Below are 19035 nucleotides of genomic sequence, written 5' to 3'. Positions count from 1 at the left end.
GATAAAACATTGCCGCTGACGCTGCGTTAACACGCCGCTTTCGCGCAGATAAAACATTGCCGCTGACGCTGCGTTAACACGCCGCTTTCGCGCAGATAAAACATTGCCGCTGACGCTGCGTTAACACGCCGCTTTCGCGCAGAAAACATTGCCGCTGACGCTGCGTTAACACTCCGCTTTCGCGCAGATAAAACATTGCCGCTGCCGCTGCGTTAACACTCCGCTTTCGCGCAGATAAAACATTGCCGCTGACGCTGCGTTAACACTCCGCTTTCGCGCAGATAAAACATTGCCGCTGCCGCTGCGTTAACACTCCGCTTTCGCGCAGAAAACATTGCCGCTGCCGCTTCGTTAACACGCCGCTTTCGCGCAGAAAACATTGCCGCTGCCACTTCGTTAACACTCCGCTTTCGCGCAGATAAAACATTGCCGCTGCCGCTGCGTTAACACTCAGCTTTGGCACAGAAAACAACCGCTGCGCTGTAGGGTCTCATAATCACTTATCTTGAGTAATTAATAATCTAAAAGAAGCTCTGAATTTAAAAGTGGATGAAGCAGGTAAATGTAAAATTTCCAAAATGTACGTAGCAATCTCCTGATATAGCACTTTAACATTTTTAAAACCTTTTTTGGTTTAGGAAAGTATAAAGTAGCAGTAAGAAAGAAATAGTCTCTTGACCATAAATGGTTAAGAGACTATTTTTTTTGACGTAAATGTAATTAGCCTGTTCTTTTATAGTTAGGTAAATCGGGTGAGTGTCAAATTTTGTTTATATGTTAAAATTATGTTATAAATCATTAAATTCCCTATAGTAGATGTGTTTTTCTATTATTACAATTCATTAACATAATATAAATACTATAAAAATAGTGAATTAATAATAATATGGTTACATAAATATGTATTGGGGAAATATGTTTTGGATAGTTCGACTATTTACGACATGCCGTATTCGATGAAAGTCGTCTGTACGGTATAGTCCCAATTGAAAGCCAAGTTAGAGAGTGGCTATAAGGTTAAATAGCAAAGATAGATTTACTTTGTCGTTAATGCATTCAAACGACACACAGGCGCGAATTTAAACAATATTGCTAGAAAGGTGACAGCAGTTAAGGAGGTTATAGCCAATAAACAACAGAAGGACACCAAGCCTTAGTTGATTTCATTAAGGGCGCACAATTCCCGATTCCGAACGCAATTATGCCAGTGCATAATTGATAAAAACTATCATTCTTAAAATTGAAAGGAGAATTGACTAGATGTCAAAGAAGAATTGGAAGAAGCCGTTAAATACCTTTTTAGCAACAACTTTAGTCGCAAGTATTGCCGCACCAATAGCACCCATCACTGTAAATGCTGAAACACTTGCAAAGGATTTAATCATTTCAGAGTATATTGAAGGAAGTTCCTTTAATAAAGCAATTGAAATATATAATGGTACAGGCACAGCGGTTGATCTAAGTAATTATACGCTAGAGCTTCATACGAACGGAGAAGCAACCGCGAAGAATAAAGTGAGTCTGACAGGTACTCTAGAAAATGGGGCTACCTATGTTTTATACCATAAAGATGCAAATCCAAATATTAAAGTAAAAGGAAATCTAGAAAACATAACTGTTATTAATTTCAATGGAAATGATCCAGTCGTATTAAGGAAATCTGGTGAAATAGTCGATTCCATTGGACAAGTTGGTTCTTCAGCAGATTTTGCTAAAGATGTAACTTTAGTAAGAAAGGCTTCAGTCTTGACGGGCGATACAATTATTAATGATCCATTTAATTCAGCTTCAGAATGGAATTCATTTTCAGTAGATGATTTCTCCAATTTAGGCCAACACGTAATGGATAACGATTCAGGTGAGCCTGTTGACCCCGAAGTACCGGCATTTCTTTCAATTGGAGATGCTCGGAATAAAGGTGTAGGTGAAACGGTAACTATCAAAGGTAGAGTTGCAGCAGGCTTAAAAAATACGTTCTCGGTCCAAGACGATACAGGTGGTATTGCCGTAAGACCTACTAGTCTAGCTATGTCTGTCGGAGATGAAGTTACTTTAAAAGGAAAGTTAGCGGACTATCGAGGGTTACTACAATTAGATGGTGCTACAATCGTTGAAAAAGTTGAAAATGCCGGTGTACCTTCTCCAAAGGCAGTAACAGGATCTCAAGTAAACGAGGATAGCGAATCTCAGCTAGTAACAGTGAATAATGTTACTCTTACTGATGTTCAACAAGGGGCTGGATGGGCAAACTTTACTGCAAATGACGGAACGAATTTTCTCGTACGGGATGAAACAAATACGCTGGGATTAACTGTCGGTAAAAACTATGAATCTATCACTGGTATTGTTCAACAGTTCGATAAAGATTATCAAGTCATTCCTCGATCAAAAGAAGATATCGTAGAGGATAGTTCAGCACTAAAACCTGCTATCGCATCTCCTGGAAGTGGGACGTTTGTTGGGAAAACAACAGTTACATTAACAACATCGACGGCAAATGCAGAAATATATTACACAGTAGATGGCACGGAACCAACTGATAATAGTATTAAATATGAGACACCAATTGAGATTAGCAAAAATACTACTTTAAAAACAATAGTTAAAGCTAAAGATGGCACATACAGTGAAATAACTACATTTGATTATACCATTGCAGATAAATTACAAATTCATGATATTCAAGGTGCAGGGCATGCTTCAACATTCGATGGTAAGACAGTTGAAGGAATTGAAGGAATCGTAACTTATTCATTTACGTTAAATAATAATTGGTATTATACGATTCAAACGCCAGATGAATTAGTTGATAATGATCCAAATACTTCTGAAGGAATTTTTCTGTACAGTGGAAATAAACCATGGCCAGTAAAGGTAGGAGATTTAGTATCTGTTAAAGGTAAAGTAAGCGAATATGCTTACGATGGCTATGATGACAGGCAGCAAACAGATTTAAAAACTACACAAATTAATGTGCGTAACGATCAAAATGGGAAAGTAGAAGTACTTAAAAGTAGTGTAGCATTACCAAAAGCAATTAATATTGATAAGTTAAAAATGTCTTTTAGTAAAATCGACAGTGATCAGCTTGGCATTTTTAATCCAACAATCGACGCTATTGATTTTTGGGAAAGTATCGAAGGTATGAGAGTAGAAGTTGGCAACGTGAAAGCGGTAGCGCCACAGGAGCATGGAGATTTAGTAACGGTACTTGAGGATGAACCAACAAACACCATTCACGGTGGGGTATTGTATGAGAAAGATAATGCAAATCCAAACAGAGTTCAATTCCGATTAGAACCGAATGGAGCTGCACGGGATTTTGAGGTTGCTACAGGTGATAAATTTAAAGGTCCAATTACGGGAATCGTAGGTTATTCCTATCAAAACTTTAAAATCTATACTTCTTTAGATGAAATGAAGGCAGCATATGAAAAAGGAAATACATCACCAGAGAGAACAAAAATAGTAAAGGCAGAAGATAAGTTAACAATTGCCTCGTATAATTTGGAGAACTTCTCTAATAACAAAACTTCTACTACTGATGATAAAGCGAAAAAACTAGCAAGAGCAATTGGTATTGATATGGGCAGCCCTGATATTGTTGGTGTTACAGAGGTGCAGGATAATAACGGGCCATCAGCTGGAGATTCCAAAGCGGACCAAAGTTACAAAAGATTAATTGACGCTATTAAAGGTGTAGGTGGCGTCGAGTATCAATATGTTAATATCGATCCAATTAACAATCAAGACGGTGGAGCACCAGATGCGAATATTCGAGTTGGCTTCCTTTATAATCCAGAGCGAGTGAAGTTGAAGGAAGGTATGCCAGCAGGAGATGCCACAACAGCTGTTGGTTATCAAGATGGGAACTTAACACTGAACCCTGGGCGAATTGATCCAAACAACGAAGCGTTTAATAGTAGCCGAAAACCTTTAGCTGCACAATTTGAATTCCAAGGGGAAGATGTAATTGTGATCGCAAATCATTGGAATTCTAAAACTGGAGATACGCCTTTATTTGGTGCGGTTCAGCCTCCACAGTATAGAAGTGAAGTGCAACGTAAAAAAATTGCCAACATTATTTCTAATTTTGTTGGGGACGTTAAATCAAAAAATCCAGATGCAAACATAGTTTCTTTAGGTGATTTTAATGATTATCAATTTGCGGATTCGCTTAAAATCCATGAAGGTCAATTAATGACAAATATGATTAATAAAGTGGATGCTTCTGATCGTTACACATATGTATTTCAGGGGAACTCACAAGTATTAGACCATATTTTAGTGTCAAACAATCTGGCAGAGAAAACGGATGTTGATATTCTTCATATTAATGCAGATTTTACGGACATGGCTGGCCGTGCAAGTGACCATGATCCTGTAATGGTTCAAATAGATGTTAATAAACCAACTGTTGAACCGATTCAGCCTGAAATAGTATATGACTATAAGAACTTCAAAAAGAACAAATTGACAATAAATAAACCTAGTGTAGCAGTACATCTAGACGCTCAATCTGTTATTCCAAAAGGTGTGTTCCTTAAAGGTGCCTATGCGGAGCTACATGGAGAAGGCTTTAAGATGACTGATGTTATTCTTAGCCCAGCGAAAGCAGGGATGATTATTGACCTTAAAGGCACTACCGTGAAATCACTCACAATTGAAGGTGCAAAAGTAAGTGAAATAAGAGGCGCTGAAAATTTAGATTTAAAATCGATCATATATACAAAGGGTGCAGCTCCTGAGCAAATTAAATTTACAGATTCGAAGGGGAAACCCATTGTGGATCCATCTGTGCCTGCAGAAAACAATCAACCAATAATTCAAAATCCGATTTCAAACAAAACTGTAGCTGTAGGAGAAGAAATTAAAATTGATTTAACAAATCATTTTTCCGATCCTGATGGTGATGAACTTTCATTTACGGCTACAAAAGGCACTATCAATGGAAAGGTTCTAACACTCAATTTAGATGAGGGTAGTCATATTGTTGGCGTTACAGCATCTGATGGAAAGAAAAGTGTCACTACAAGTTTTAGTGTTACAGTGATTGCTAATGATTATTATACAGGTGCCTATAACAAGGAAGGTCAAGCGCTTAAAAAGGCTCTTCATGATATCATTTCTGAACAAAAGGTACTTTCTTATGATGATGTTTGGGATGCATTGAAGTATACAGATGAAGATCCTTCTAATCCGAGTAATGTCATTTTATTTTACTCTGGTAAATCTAGTCCAAAAACAAACAGTGGTGGTAATGTAGGGAACTGGAACCGAGAGCATACGTGGGCAAAGTCACATGGTAACTTTGGGACAAGCAATGGACCCGGAACAGATATCCACCACTTACGCCCAACCGATGTACAAGTTAATAGCTCAAGAGGAAATTTAGACTTTGACAATGGTGGCAGTCCAGTGGCTGGCTGTAATGGTTGCTTGAAAGATTCAGATTCATTCGAACCACCTAATCGCGTAAAAGGTGATGTAGCACGTATACTATTATATATGGCCACTCGCTATGAAGCTGGAGATAAGGTGGATCTTGAATTAAATGACAAAGTTAATAATGGAACAGCTCCTTACCACGGTAAACTTTCTGTTCTTTTACAATGGCACAAGCAAGATCCTGTAGATGAATATGAAAAACGAAGAAATGAAAGAATTTACGAAATTCAAGGAAATCGAAATCCGTTTATAGATCATCCTGAATGGGTGGAGAAGATTTGGTAAGTTAATAAATATATCTATAGAAGAGTACTCAAACGCCACTTCAAGGTTTAATTTGAAGTGGCGTTTGCAATTATATTTTGCAATGAATCGTGAGCATAACGATTCGGAATTAAACTAACGGTGGGGGGGTTCTTCTATAAGTAGAAATAGAGTATTATTGTATAGGGAGGATTAATATGGTAAATATTATAAAGAAAAATATACAATTTTCGCTTATTTTTTTCATACTGTTTATTACATTTCAATGGTTATTTCGTGATGACATTCAATGGGGAGAAATTATTGGAATTTCAATTTTATTTTTCCTTTTTAATATATTTTACGATTGGGCAATTATCCCCTATAAATGGAAGAAGGAATAACTTGCTAAGGTGTTAACCCAAAGTTGGATCTGTTTAGATTTATCGTCACAATTATGCCGAGGAATATTGATTAGAAAGATTATTCGGTTAGTTAAGAAAAAGGCAAGATGGGGGAATAAAGATGGATAGTGACAAATACGGTAATGAAAGTAACGAAATCTACAGTTATAAAACCTACAATATTTTTGCGTATATTATCGGTATTCTATTTTCACCGTTATTAGGGGTGATTATGGGCATTGTAGGTGTAATACAGCGTAAGAAAAATGCTTGGAGTATTATTATCATTTCAATTCTTGGTTGGGTTCTGAATGCATTTGTAATTAATAATTTTCTATAAATGTAGCTTTACTGAAATCAGGATTTTATAAACATCATGTGCAATTTGAAAGATTCAATTTCCGAAATAATAATAAATTTTTAACAATCTAGAGGACTTGTGCGTATTACAACTCATACACGTAAGTCCTTTTGTTATGTTTTTCACTTACAGGAGTGCTTCTACAGCTTCAGATGTGGCATTGCATCTTACTGAACAGTCAAAACTGTTGTTATGAATGAATCAACGCTCACAAAAGCTACAGCTACTTTGAATACGTCTGTGGTCTTAATCAAACTTTATTACAAATAGTAGAGCTTGTATAAAGTCTGAAGGACAGATGATTTCATTTTCATCTGCCCTTCTTCAAGTTAGTCGACCCAATGAGACGGACGTTTCAGGTGGGAGGGTAGTTTTGTTTGATGATTACCTTGTGCTGAATTAATTTGCATTTGGGTTAAAAACATACTGCTAGAAAGGTCGGCGCCTCGTAGATTTGCATCACGTAGATCCGCACCTATAAAATCCACACCTCTTAAATCTGCATTTTGTAGATTGGCAGCTATTAAATAAGATCCTCGAAGATCAGTTGCTTTCAAATCCTTGCCTTTTAAATCCTTCCCAATCCAATCGACCCCACGATTGTCATACTTTCGAGAGTTTTTTCCAATCTTTACGATAAGACTTTTGCGAATTTGCTCACTTGTTTCTAATAGTAAAACATTCACTGGTAGTCGGAAATTTGGAATATTTATTGCTAGTAAAGCATCAGCTTCTAGCTCTGTTGCACGCTGTAGCTGTTCTAATTGTATTTGTAGCTTGTTAAATAGGGATGAATCGACCTTATACGATAAAGCCTCTGCTACGTAGGCGATCATTTCGTAAAGTTGTTCCATAATAGGGAAGACACGAAACATTTTCTCAGAAGTTTCAGGATATTGTCGCCAGTCTTGTCCGTGGAATGTTGTTTGTGACACCTTTTGTCCAGCTCCTAAACAATCAAAAACTGTACATCCTTTAAAGCCTTGATTTCTAAGTTTACTATGAATTTGACAGCTAAAATCTGATTGTAGATTAGGACAAGGTGTCCCGGCTGCTTTATTAATGGCAAAGTCGCTAGAAGCAGCAATATTTAAAGCAGTGCAGCATAGACCAAAACAGCTTTGGCAATCTGCCTGTAAACTTTCACGTATCTTTTTTCCCATTGTATAATCGGCTTTTTTTACTTCAGACATCATGGTTTTCCTCTCTTAAAACATAAACTTTTACATATAATTCTATCACTTATTATGTGTGAAAGGATATTTTTTAGATGGAAGAATTCTGAGCCGAACCCGATATATGTTGGAAAGGAATAGGGATAAAAACTTCGGATGAATAATTTGAAAGTTTTTTACAAAATTTAAACATTGTATTGACAATTTATTGTAAAATGCTATGATTTTTATAGACAGACAGTCGGTCTATTAGGAGGAATAAAAATGAGAAAAGATGCGATGGAACGCAGAAACGAAATACTTGATGTAGCTGATGAACTTTTCAGTCAGAAGGGCTTTGATGGCACAAGTACTAACGATATTCTCGAAAAGGTCGGAATTGCACGTGGGACGTTGTATTATCACTTCAAGTCGAAGGAAGATATTATGGACGCGCTAATTGAAAGGTATAATGCCCAAATTTTAGGTACTGCAAAGGAAATTGCGGCAAATAAGAGCATACCAGTCAATGAGCGTATTATCCGTGTTGTAATGGCTCTAAACATAAGTGATGGAAATAGTAAGGAAATTATTGATCATATACATAAGCCTCAAAATGCGCTTATGCATCAGAAAATACAAAAGGTTATCATTAATGGCCTTCCCCCGATACTGACGGAAATAATCCGTGAGGGAATTGAGCAAGGGCTTTTCAGTACGCCGTATCCGTATGAATGTATGGAAATGATTGTGGCCTATACGAATACCGTTTTTGATGATGATATGGTTGATATGACAGATGAAGAACGCGCTTCACGTATACCAGCTTTTGTATTCAACGTAGAAAGACTACTAGGTGTCCAAAGTGGAAGTCTTATGTACATGATGAAGATGTTTGGCAGTGGGGGTGAAGCAAATGGAAACAACGATGGTTGATTCTGGAGGTTTTTTTAGAAAATTTCTTCTGTTATGGTCGGGACAACTGATTTCGGCCATAGGAAGCGGGCTTACAGCGTTTGGGTTATCGATTTATGTTTTCCAGCAGACGGGGAAAGCATCGGCAACGACACTTGTAGTTTTACTTGCGTTTATGCCTTCGCTTCTATTAAGCCCTGTGGCAGGAGTGTTTGCGGATCGTTATGACCGAAGACTTTTAATGGTGTTAGGCGATAGTCTTTCTGCGATAGGACTTGTATATATTCTAATTTGTATGCTTAGTGGAGAAGCACAACTATGGCAGATTTGTGTGGGGGTTACAATAAGCTCGGTGTTTTCATCGCTACTTGATCCCGCATACAAGGCAACTGTTACAGATTTACTGACCGAGGAACAATATACAAAGGCAAGTGGTTTTGTCCAGGTGGCAGGTTCTGCAAAATATTTGATTTCCCCTATCATTGCAGGATTTTTACTCGCTGTTTCGGATATAAAACTTCTGCTTGTAATCGACATCTGTACATTTTTTGTAACAGTTACTTCAGCTCTGGCAGTACGTAGAGGTCTTATTTCAAAGAAATACGAACAGACACAATCATTTTTCCATGAGTTCAAAGATGGTTGGCGTGCAGTTTCTGAAAATCGAGGTGTGCTCGTTCTTGTAATCATGACATCTGTGCTAACATTTTATCTTGGAATTATTGAAACACTTTCCATTCCGATGTTGCTTACTTTTACGAACAGCTCCGTAATAGGAACGATGGAAACCGTTGTCGCTACAGGGATGCTCGTATCCAGTTTGATCATCGGATTTCTTCCAATCAAAAAAGGGTATGTGAAAATTCTTTCGTTTTCGCTGTTTTTTGAAGGAATATTTATGGCGATATTCGGACTTCGCGAAAATATAGTTCTTATCTGTATTTCGGGTTTTTTCTTTTTTGCCATGATGCCATTTGCAAACTCAACTATGGATTTTCTTGTTCGTACCAACATTGATAATGCCGTTCAGGGCAGAGCATGGTCACTTATAGGGGTAATTTCACAGCTTGGATTTGTTGCCGCCTATGCGCTTTCGGGTTTACTTGCTGATTATGTGTTCACTCCTTTGTTAGTTGACGGAGGATTGCTTGCTGACAGCGTAGGGAAGATTACCGGTACAGGTCAAGGCAGAGGAACGGGCTTACTCATCATAACCGCTGGAATTTTATTAAGTGTTACTTCATTAATTTTGTTCAACTTAAAATCAGTTAAAAAGCTTGAAAACAGAGGTGACTTATGTATTTTAGATTAATCCGTAATGACCTTTCTAAAAGCAAACTAATAACGCTAACAACAACGATATTTGTCGCCGCTGCGGCAATGCTTGTTTCTCTATCGGCGATACTTATTGTCAATCTTTCTGGTGCGATAGATTCCCTTATGAATCAGGCTAAAACTCCGCATTTTATGCAAATGCACTCGGGGGATATTGATACCGTAAGGCTTGCGAATTTCGCGGAGCAAAACAGCAACGTCGATGAATTTCAAGTACTTGAGTTTCTCAATGTGGATAACGGTCAAATTATTTTAGGTGAACAATCACTTGCGAATAATGTTCAAGACAATGGTTTTAGCATACAGAGTGAGAAATTTGATTATCTTCTTGATCTTGACGGAAACATCATAAACGTATCTGATGGCGAGCTTTATGTTCCGATAAATTATATGAAGGACGCCGCCATAAAGGTTGGTGATAAAGCAATAATAGGCGGAAAGGAATTAACTGTAGCGGGATTCCTCCGGGATTCACAGATGAATTCTATGCTGTCTTCTTCAAAAAGATTTCTTATTAGTGAAAATGATTATGCGGAAATTAAAAGCCATGGAAGTATGGAGTATTTGATTGAGTTTAGATTGAAGGATTTATCGGCGCTTGGTGAATTTGAAACTGCTTATAGCTCCGCAGGCCTTGAAGCGAACGGACCGACCATTACATATCCACTTTTCAAAACACTTAACGCAATTTCCGATGGGATGATGATAGCGGTTATACTTTTGATAAGTGTTCTTGTCGTTGCAATCGCATTTATGTGCATACGCTTTACACTTCTTGCGAAAATTGAGGACGATTACCGTGAAATTGGTGTTATGAAGGCGATAGGACTGCGTCTTTCCGACATTAAAAAAATTTACCTTGCGAAGTACACAGCTATCACGGCGGTAGGTAGTATTCTTGGTTTTGCACTTTCGGTGCTTTTCAAAGGCCTGCTTCTTGAAAATATCCGACTTTATTTGGGAGAAAGTGAAAACTCTTCTTTTGCTGCGGCATTAGGAATTATCGGCATACTGCTTGTATTCCTCACAATAATTGCCTATGTAAGCGGAGTGCTAAGACGCTTTCGGAAAATATCTGCTGCAGAAGCAATACGCTTTGGTACATCACAGGAAAAAAACGCAGTCGCAAAGCGTTTTAGCCTGAATAGAAATAAGCTGTTTAACACGAATATTTTCCTTGGAATCAAAGATGTTCTCACAAGGAAAAGACTATACGCTACAATGCTTGCAGTACTTGTCATTTCAGCATTTATCATTATTGTTCCACAAAACCTTTACAACACGATTTCCTCAACAAGCTTCATTAAATATATGGGTATTGGAAACTACGATATTCGTATTGATATTCAGCAAACGGATCATATATCCCGAAAATCTGCTGAAGTATTAAAATCTATGAACAACGATAATTCCATTACAAAATATACAATCCTTACAACTAAGAAATTCAAAACAAAAACGGAAGACGGTTCGGAAGAAAATATTAAAATCGAACTCGGAGACCACTCGATATTCCCTATTGAATATACCAAGGGCAGAGCACCCGCAGCAGAAAACGAAATTGCACTTTCGGCTTTGAACGCTGATGAAATGGGCAAAAAGGTCGGCGATGTCATTACAGTCGTGATGAAGGGGAAGGACATAAAGCTAACGGTAAGTGGCATTTATTCCGACATTACTAACGGCGGAAAAACGGCAAAGGCAGCTTTTACCGACTCTTCGGAAAATATAATGTGGAGCGTTATTTGCGCGAAGCTTTCCGATAAATCTCTTATTGATGAAAAAGTCTCTGAATATGCAGATAGATTTACTTTCGTAAAGATTTCCAATATTGATGAATTTGTAACTCAAACATTCGGCTCGACCATAAAATCGGTCGGCAAGGCCTCCATTGCTGCAATTGTCATAGCACTCGTAATAACGGTACTAGTAACACTGTTGTTTATGAAAATGCTTGTCGCAAAGGACAGAAATTCTATTGCTGTCATGAAAGCAATAGGTTTTACAAACTCGGATATTACGATACAGTTTGCTACGCGAGCAGTATTCGTATCAATTATCGGAATTGTTCTTGGAACTCTTCTAGCAAACTCACTTGGAGAGGCACTTGCAGGCGCAGTTATCACCTCATTTGGCGCGTCGTCGTTTAGTTTTTCGGTCAATCCACTTTCTGCGTACGTTCTTTGTCCTTTAATAATGGTGTGTTCGGTACTGATCACAACAATAATTGGCACAACCGGCGCGGAGAAAATAAAAATATCCGAAAATATAAAGGAGTAGCTTATGAAGAAGATTATTATAGGTGAAGACATTGTAAAATCTTTCGGCGAGGGCGATGAAAAGTGCAATGTTCTCGACGGAGCATCCGTTGAAATAAACGAGGGTGAGTTTGTTGCAATTATGGGACCCTCGGGCTCAGGTAAATCAACGCTCATGTTTGCATTGAGCGGCATGGACAGCGTTGATGGTGGGAGGGTTACTTTTGATGGTAGTGATTTATCGGCAGTTGGAGAGGTTGAACTTTCAGACATACGTAGAACTAAAATGGGCTTTGTATTTCAGCAACCAACGATGCTCAAAAATCTAAATATCCTTGATAATATTATTCTTCCATCAATGCGCGATAACAGAAAAAACGTTGCAAAAATTTCGGAGAAGGCAAGAGAGCTTATGAAGAGAGTAGGTATTGCGGAGCTTGAATTGCGCGACATTACACAAGTTTCGGGAGGTCAGCTTCAGCGTGCAGGGATCTGTCGAGCACTTTTGAACAACCCGAAAATCATTTTTGGTGATGAGCCTACGGGTGCACTTAACACAAAATCTGCGCAGGAAATCATGGACATTTTTTCCGAAATTAACGCGGGCGGTACTGCGATTATGCTTGTCACTCACGATGCAAAGGTAGCGGCGCGGACGGAGCGTGTGATGTTTATGCGCGATGGGAAAATTGTCAGTGAGCAAAAACTTCCGAAGTTTGACGGTACCGATATTGATGGAAGAATTGAGAAAGTAACGGAGAAAATGTGGGAAATAGGAATATAAATTGTTGTGAATCTCATTATGGAAAATGTAAGATATTTCTAGAGTAGTTACGTACCGAGTTAAATGATTGGTTATAGAGAAAAGCAGGGGAATTGGTATATAAACAATCCTTTGCTTTTATTTATATAATAAAATTTTTTCAATTATTTTTTTTTGAATACTTGAAAAATGAAACTTTTCGATTTGGAATCCGTATTAAATGGAAAATATTGATTTTTCAGGAGGTAATATGTTTAAGTTTAGAAGCTTCTTCTTTATATTTATATTCATATTCTTATTAACAGCATGTACTCAGGATTCAGTTGTTCCTAAAGGGGAAAATGATGAAAATATTGTTGCTACACCGGATGGGAAAATTACCTTTGAGATTATTAATAAAATAAAGGTTCCACAAGAAAAAGTAGAATCAATAAAAGAAGAACTTCTTAAGGCATATGAGGAAATTCAGAATTCAATTCATACTGCATATGTTCCATCCGAGAGAATAAATGTATTTCTCAATGAAGGAAATGAAGTATCATGGGGTTTGAGATCGGAACTTCAACTATATGATATTAAGGAAGACCAATATCCACTTGTCCATGAACTGACACATTCCGTAGTTGGTTATGGCAACAATTTTGATAAAAGCAGAGGCTATTTTACGCAAGAGGGTTTTGCTACTTATATGGAAGATAAGTATGGGAAAAATGAGTCATATTCCCATAAGCTTTTGAAGTATTATATCGATTCAAACAAATTCATACCAATTAGCAAGTTGATAGATCTGAATCAAGCCGATTCCTATTTTCGCCCAGCCCTTAAAAATCAAAAAGATTACACCCTTCAATGGATGAGCTATAACCATTCAGCCTCTTTTATTACTTATTTAATTGATACTTATGGATTAGAAAAGTTTGAACAACTATACAACGAAGAGGACTTGGCTAAAAAAATAGAGGAAATATACGGAAAGAACATTAGTGAGATAGAAAATGATTGGGTAGTTTTTATTAAAAATAGTCAAACGGAATTAACATATGATGACAAAAGGAAAATAGGATCATTTTATACTGCTACTTCAGTTATTGATCAAATTGACCCTAAATTTTTCACTAAGGAATAATTTATTGTAGAACGGTAAGGTGTGATTCAAAGTAAGTTGTTAGTAATTATTTGAGATTAGTGTTTGCAGTTATAGCCGATGACACCGGATATATTACCTATCTCTTCTTCTAAAACGGAGAATGTGGTATTTTTCTTTATAAGAATACGGTGCCATATTTTTAGCAATGCTTGTTAACTCTATGGCAAACACACCTGATAGTACATAAAAAATATAATAAGAAGTAGTGGTGAAGGAAAATGGGGTAACGGTAAAAGATTTACTACAATTACCATCATTTAGAGGGGCAGAAGTATTAACTGGAAAAAATAATCTTCATCGTACGGTCTCATGAGGCGTTTGCGAAAGAAGTTCAAGCGGAAATATCATCGTTAATTGAGCAAGCCATTGATAAAATGAAAACTTCATCAGAAGTTGTTCAGCTTGTATTAGTTGCCAATATTGTTAAGTTTGAAAATGGGACTGCGGCAAATGCGATTGGTGCCTATATTGCTCAAATTAGTGGTCAATATGAACAAATTTATATTTATTCTAGGGAGCCACGTGAAATTTCGCTGAAAGATGCTCAAAAAAAAGCAGTAAAACAAGCTGTATTAGCTGAAGCCCTTTCTGAGACGATTGAATTAGTGGAAGTAGAAGAAACACCCCTTGCTTATCACCCTGAAAATGCGACAAGATTAAAAGTTAAAGTAGTAGGGAAAATGGGTTAGATGTGGCTTTTTTCACTGTGTTAGAAGATTTCCAGTAATATCAATGACAATATTTGAAAAAATAGGCAGTAACGGCGAGGAACAAATTCTTGTCGTTACTGCCTTTTTTATAAAATAACTAGTTATTTTTGTGACTGCTTTAGGGTGCATCTTGTACAAAATCGTATAAACCGAAAAAACATAGACGGAAACAAAATTGCTAAAAATATTTATTACTTTTTGAGTAGTAAATTCAAAGGAAATTTCACTTTTTCGGAAGTAAATATTAATTTTCTGATTTTTATCAATTTTTTTGCTATTCTCAACAAAACTTGATTTTGAAAAACTTATAGCTAACGTTATGCTACTAGCATACCTATTGAAATTCTGAATTTTTTCAATTTTTGTACCATTTTCAACAAAATTTGATTTTAAAACATTTAAAGCTAATGATAAGCTACAAGCATACTCGGGAAAAGTAAAGAAGGTGGTAATACCATGCTAAAATTCCAAATTAGGAACTATATCCAAGTAGAAAAGAACACAAAATATGGATAAAGTAAATGAAACTGAAGCGTCCTAATATTACTGTAAATAAGAATATTACATTGCATTAGGGACTCCAAGTACAAATACTACGTCTGTAAATGTAACTTGGAAACTCAATTTCTGATTAACAAAAGTATATATAAATCTCTTAAAAGAAAGGTAGGAAATTACAATGTCTATTATCGCATCTTCTATTTTGAGTTTTAGTTTATTAACTTCCCCAGTGGCTTCTGAAGATCTTTCGGAACCAGTTAAAGATTCTGTTGAAGGACCTGAAATTACATTATCTGATGATTCTTTTTTAACAGCTGAGGGTTTAAGTGTCAGAGCATCATCTGGAAAAGGGCATCTTGAAGGGAATAATCCTCTCGGTTTAAAGCCTAGAGCAATTGCTTCTACTATTGTAAATAGTGGTACAGCTGTGACAGTTAAAGCCAAAATTGATAGTAACAATAATGGTACAAGCACTAGCACATCAGGATGGCACACTTTATCAAATACTAATAAGGTATCTACACCCAAGCTAGTAGCTTTAACTGAGAAAACTACTTTCTTTGGATATCATCAAATTAAAAAATATAAAAGTAGTGATTGGGAAACAGCCCAAACACAAGTTTCGTTTTAATTAAATTAGAAAGTACAGGCTAATAGTCTGTACTTTTTTAGGAGATGCTTTTATGAAAAAATATCCATTCAAAAGAAGAAAAAGCATATTTTTCTTCTTATTTTTATTTATATTACTTTCAGGGTATATAGGGTTAATTCTTTTTGAAAATGAAATTATTAAAGAAGAAACACGAGAAAATTTCAAAGTTTCCAGTTTACCTCAAGAGGATTTATCTTTAGGTGCTGGTTATGGCATGGGAGTGAAAAGTTTAATAATTGATCAGGACAGTCAAAAGAGTGGTCAAATATTAATGAAAAACCCGCAGGATATATTAGAAGTAAATTTTAAAAATAGAGGAAATAGTGGTAAATATATATTGAAAATATTTTTTGACTTTAAAGAAACTAAGTTTTCTGTTGAAAAAGATCATTACGCTAATTCCTATGTGTTTGATTTAGAAACTGGTAAATCAATAGATATTATTTTTTCTTTAGATCAAAAATTAAACAAAGATAATAAAATCCATAAATTAATTGTTGCAATTTATGCATCACCTGAAAAAAATGCAAAAATAATTAAAGCTACGACTAATTCATATGGAATGACATTGCCATATACAATTTATTTTGAAGGAAACAAAAAACAGAATATGCAGAAGACATTGACTAAAGATTTTCAGCAGCCTTTAGATAAACTTGATCTACAGTTTCAAGGGTTGATGATTAATAATGATTTCAAAAAATCAAAAGAAGTATTATTCCCGCCTTACTCTATTAAAACCAAAAAAGGAGAACATTTAAAACTAGCATATTATTCAGGAAAATATGATAAAGATATACAGGATTATTTGGTTATTTCTATGATTGATTGGAAGCAAGTAAAGATGAATGATGATGATTATTTATTGTTGAAAAATGATTCAGAAAAATTGGATTATGGAACTTTTTCTGTAAAAGTACCTAATGAAAAAGGTTTATATGAATATTCCGCAATCATAATTCCAAATCCTACTAATGTAATGAACGAAATGAGTTTCTCTCCATTAGAGACAGCATATAGATTTACGATAGAAGTGGAATAAATAACAAAATATATACATAGGGCTACTTGAAATCATCACGTCCTGTGTTAACGCCTTTGTGGCCAACATCGGACGCCCCAAGGAAAGCGCACAGTCGGAATGGAAATTACCCCCAAATTGCCGAAGAAGCATACTTTATTCAACTTAATTTCATGATGGAAGAAGCTTGTATTTTAATGGTTCTTCCTTTTTTTTGCATTTAATGCTTGCAAAGTTAAAAGTCATAGTGTACTATTTGACTAGTACACTATGACACGAGGTGTTTGCTTTGAAAAAATTTGCAGTGCTAATGAAAAAGGAATGGGTGCTTTATCAGGCATGGCTATTCAGTGGGATTTTTATTGGGATCATGCTGTCAATGGTAGTTCCATATTTAATTAGGCGTTTTAGTGATGAATTTACGATGGATAACCAGATGCCATTTTTCTTCTCGATATTAGTACTTATGTTAGGTGGATTTTTTTCGGTATTACAATTTCTAGTTAGTATCCGTAATGACTTAAAGACCAAAGAGATCTGGCTGCATTCAACTAGTTCCATCGCACAGCTTGTAGGTGTGAAGATTGTATTTTCCTTAATAGGATACGCTATCTTCAATTTTATCTTTGTGAGTATAGCTATTTACAATATCAAAGAAGAAATAATAGGAAACTTCGCCCAATTACTTTTAATGCTTATATTTACAGTGGCTATTATTGTTATTTTTCAATTGATGATGTTTGTGATACTGCTACTATTTTTTGCATTTAATCTCCAAATGAAACACTTTATTGGGAACTTTTCCGTAGTTATTACTATGGTTACCTTTTTCATCAGTATGAATTCATGGCTGAAATTTACAGAAAGTAAATTATATGATAATATTTTCCATCATATAGGTATTTCATTAGAGGGTCTGGAACAATTTTTCCCGAAGTTACCAACAATGAATTTAAGTTTGAGCACTATGTATTTAGTAGAAGAAGTAGCAACTATTATTTTTGTAGCCATCCTATTTATCACAGCGACAAAGTGGCTTGAAAAGGTGGTTTTACGATGACAATCGACTTTTCACGTGATAAGCCCATCTATAGCCAGCTCGTTGATCTGATATGTGGGGACATTTTGAAAGGAAAGATAGTGCTTGGAGATCGACTTCCTTCGGTTCGAGAATATGCAGTGGAAACAGGTGTTAATGTAAATACTGTGCAACGGGTGTATAAGGAGTTAGAGGCAATGAATATAACGGAAACCAAACGAGGTCAAGGTACATTTATTACAACCGAAGAAGAGCGAATTGCTCTATTACGGGAAGATATGAAAAATCAACTGGCAGATAATTTTTTAACTTCCATTGAAGCACTTGGGTTTTCAAAGGAAGAGATGCTCGTTGTTTTACAAAATAAATCGTGAGGTGAAATAAATGCTACAGCTATCAAACGTTTCTTTTCGTTATATGAAAAAGCCTATTCTCCAAGATGTGTCTTTTTCCTTTCCTGTTGGACAAATCATTGGGCTTGTTGGAGAAAATGGTAGTGGTAAGTCGACACTATTAAAAGTGTTGGCAGGCTTATTATGTCCATCAAGTGGTGAAGTATTGTTAAATGGAACGCCCGTTACACGCAGAAGTGCTGATAAAATTGCTTATTTACCAGATATTGATTTGTTTTTTGATTTTTACACAGGTGAGCAGCTTTTTCAGCACTACGCCTCTCAATTCGAAGATTTTTCGTATGATAAGGCATGTATAGTTGCAGGGTTTTTACAGGTCGATAAAAATGTGAAGCTACGGCAATTATCAAAGGGTAATCGTGGTCGAATGAAAATGGCTGCAACTCTTGGGCGAGAAGTACCCTTTTATTTAATGGATGAACCATTTTCAGGTCTTGATCCAATTGTTCGTGAGCAGCTCATAAAAGGGTTAATTCAATTTACAGATATTGAACACCAAACAATATTATTATCAACGCATGAGTTATATGAAGTAGAGCCTATTTTAGATCAAATCATTTTATTGCAAAATGGTTCGATTATTGCACATGAGGAAGTAGAGACGATTCGAGACGTTACGAATAAAGATGCTGTGCAATGGATGAAGGCTTATTATAAGAAAGGGTGAAATT

14 protein-coding genes and 1 pseudogene are annotated in these 19035 nt (G+C 36.2%); 14 read left to right on the top strand and 1 reads right to left on the bottom strand.

Annotated features, from left to right (window positions below; genetic code table 11):
* Positions 1 to 1260: 1260 nt before the first annotated feature.
* The 3 genes from ACQKNC_RS20670 (at position 1261) to ACQKNC_RS20660 (ending at position 6435) form a co-directional block, all read left to right on the top strand.
* On the top strand, positions 1261 to 5733 hold the full coding sequence (locus ACQKNC_RS20670; RefSeq protein WP_427426606.1) for an endonuclease: 4473 nt from the start codon (positions 1261 to 1263) through the stop codon (positions 5731 to 5733).
* A 176-nt stretch (positions 5734 to 5909) separates the two neighbouring features.
* On the top strand, positions 5910 to 6095 hold the full coding sequence (locus ACQKNC_RS20665) for a hypothetical protein (RefSeq protein WP_427426605.1): 186 nt from the start codon (positions 5910 to 5912) through the stop codon (positions 6093 to 6095).
* Between the two features lie 121 nt (positions 6096 to 6216).
* Complete coding sequence (locus ACQKNC_RS20660) at positions 6217 to 6435, top strand: hypothetical protein (protein WP_427426604.1); 219 nt, start codon at positions 6217 to 6219, stop codon at positions 6433 to 6435.
* Between the two features lie 350 nt (positions 6436 to 6785).
* On the opposite strand, the gene ACQKNC_RS20655 is transcribed toward ACQKNC_RS20660, so the two are convergent.
* On the bottom strand, positions 6786 to 7649 hold the full coding sequence (locus ACQKNC_RS20655) for a pentapeptide repeat-containing protein (protein ID WP_427426603.1): 864 nt from the start codon (positions 7647 to 7649) through the stop codon (positions 6786 to 6788).
* A gap of 246 nt (positions 7650 to 7895) precedes the next feature.
* Here ACQKNC_RS20655 and ACQKNC_RS20650 point away from each other — a divergent pair, with 246 nt between their 5' ends.
* The 11 genes and pseudogenes from ACQKNC_RS20650 to ACQKNC_RS20600 all read left to right on the top strand — a co-directional run bounded on the left by ACQKNC_RS20650 (position 7896) and on the right by ACQKNC_RS20600 (position 19031).
* Positions 7896 to 8546 (top strand): TetR/AcrR family transcriptional regulator, encoded by a 651-nt coding sequence (locus ACQKNC_RS20650; RefSeq protein WP_427426602.1) that lies wholly within the window; start codon positions 7896 to 7898, stop codon positions 8544 to 8546.
* Positions 8527 to 9837: an MFS transporter gene (locus ACQKNC_RS20645; RefSeq protein ID WP_427426601.1), complete on the top strand. Its 1311-nt coding sequence runs from the start codon at positions 8527 to 8529 to the stop codon at positions 9835 to 9837. Before ACQKNC_RS20650 ends, ACQKNC_RS20645 begins: the two co-directional genes overlap by 20 nt.
* Positions 9822 to 12140 (top strand): ABC transporter permease, encoded by a 2319-nt coding sequence (locus ACQKNC_RS20640; protein ID WP_427426600.1) that lies wholly within the window; start codon positions 9822 to 9824, stop codon positions 12138 to 12140. The genes ACQKNC_RS20645 and ACQKNC_RS20640 overlap by 16 nt, the downstream gene beginning before the upstream one ends.
* A gap of 3 nt (positions 12141 to 12143) precedes the next feature.
* The gene (locus tag ACQKNC_RS20635; RefSeq protein ID WP_427426599.1) at positions 12144 to 12902 is read left to right on the top strand and encodes an ABC transporter ATP-binding protein; all 759 of its coding nucleotides are present in this window, start codon (positions 12144 to 12146) and stop codon (positions 12900 to 12902) included.
* Between the two features lie 199 nt (positions 12903 to 13101).
* Positions 13102 to 14007 (top strand): hypothetical protein, encoded by a 906-nt coding sequence (locus ACQKNC_RS20630; protein ID WP_427426598.1) that lies wholly within the window; start codon positions 13102 to 13104, stop codon positions 14005 to 14007.
* Between the two features lie 338 nt (positions 14008 to 14345).
* Positions 14346 to 14717: pseudogene (locus ACQKNC_RS20625) on the top strand (hydantoinase/oxoprolinase family protein); the annotation flags it as partial.
* 700 nt (positions 14718 to 15417) lie between these two features.
* Complete coding sequence (locus ACQKNC_RS20620; protein WP_427426597.1) at positions 15418 to 15870, top strand: hypothetical protein; 453 nt, start codon at positions 15418 to 15420, stop codon at positions 15868 to 15870.
* 52 nt (positions 15871 to 15922) lie between these two features.
* The gene (locus ACQKNC_RS20615; RefSeq protein ID WP_427426596.1) at positions 15923 to 16933 is read left to right on the top strand and encodes a hypothetical protein; all 1011 of its coding nucleotides are present in this window, start codon (positions 15923 to 15925) and stop codon (positions 16931 to 16933) included.
* Positions 16934 to 17201: 268 nt separating this feature from the next.
* Positions 17202 to 17972, top strand: coding sequence for a hypothetical protein (locus tag ACQKNC_RS20610; protein WP_427426595.1), 771 nt, complete (start codon positions 17202 to 17204; stop codon positions 17970 to 17972).
* On the top strand, positions 17969 to 18325 hold the full coding sequence (locus ACQKNC_RS20605; protein WP_427426594.1) for a GntR family transcriptional regulator: 357 nt from the start codon (positions 17969 to 17971) through the stop codon (positions 18323 to 18325). The genes ACQKNC_RS20610 and ACQKNC_RS20605 overlap by 4 nt, the downstream gene beginning before the upstream one ends.
* A 10-nt stretch (positions 18326 to 18335) precedes the next feature.
* Complete coding sequence (locus tag ACQKNC_RS20600; RefSeq protein ID WP_427426593.1) at positions 18336 to 19031, top strand: ATP-binding cassette domain-containing protein; 696 nt, start codon at positions 18336 to 18338, stop codon at positions 19029 to 19031.
* Positions 19032 to 19035: the final 4 nt, after the last annotated feature.

Origin of the sequence: Lysinibacillus sp. NPDC094177, from assembly GCF_050279145.1 — a bacterium.
Taxonomy (GTDB): Bacteria; Bacillota; Bacilli; order Bacillales_A; family Planococcaceae; genus Lysinibacillus.
This window is presented reverse-complemented; position numbering and strand designations above follow the sequence as displayed.

Coding starts and splice junctions, on each gene's coding strand:
- ACQKNC_RS20660 (WP_427426604.1), top strand. CDS start 6,217: ATGGATAGTGACAAATACGGTAATGAAAGTAACGAAATCTACAGTTAT.
- ACQKNC_RS20605 (WP_427426594.1), top strand. CDS start 17,969: ATGACAATCGACTTTTCACGTGATAAGCCCATCTATAGCCAGCTCGTT.
- ACQKNC_RS20630 (WP_427426598.1), top strand. CDS start 13,102: ATGGAAAATATTGATTTTTCAGGAGGTAATATGTTTAAGTTTAGAAGC.
- ACQKNC_RS20635 (WP_427426599.1), top strand. CDS start 12,144: ATGAAGAAGATTATTATAGGTGAAGACATTGTAAAATCTTTCGGCGAG.
- ACQKNC_RS20640 (WP_427426600.1), top strand. CDS start 9,822: ATGTATTTTAGATTAATCCGTAATGACCTTTCTAAAAGCAAACTAATA.
- ACQKNC_RS20650 (WP_427426602.1), top strand. CDS start 7,896: ATGAGAAAAGATGCGATGGAACGCAGAAACGAAATACTTGATGTAGCT.
- ACQKNC_RS20615 (WP_427426596.1), top strand. CDS start 15,923: ATGAAAAAATATCCATTCAAAAGAAGAAAAAGCATATTTTTCTTCTTA.
- ACQKNC_RS20620 (WP_427426597.1), top strand. CDS start 15,418: ATGTCTATTATCGCATCTTCTATTTTGAGTTTTAGTTTATTAACTTCC.
- ACQKNC_RS20670 (WP_427426606.1), top strand. CDS start 1,261: ATGTCAAAGAAGAATTGGAAGAAGCCGTTAAATACCTTTTTAGCAACA.
- ACQKNC_RS20665 (WP_427426605.1), top strand. CDS start 5,910: ATGGTAAATATTATAAAGAAAAATATACAATTTTCGCTTATTTTTTTC.
- ACQKNC_RS20645 (WP_427426601.1), top strand. CDS start 8,527: ATGGAAACAACGATGGTTGATTCTGGAGGTTTTTTTAGAAAATTTCTT.
- ACQKNC_RS20655 (WP_427426603.1), bottom strand. CDS start 7,649: ATGTCTGAAGTAAAAAAAGCCGATTATACAATGGGAAAAAAGATACGT.
- ACQKNC_RS20600 (WP_427426593.1), top strand. CDS start 18,336: ATGCTACAGCTATCAAACGTTTCTTTTCGTTATATGAAAAAGCCTATT.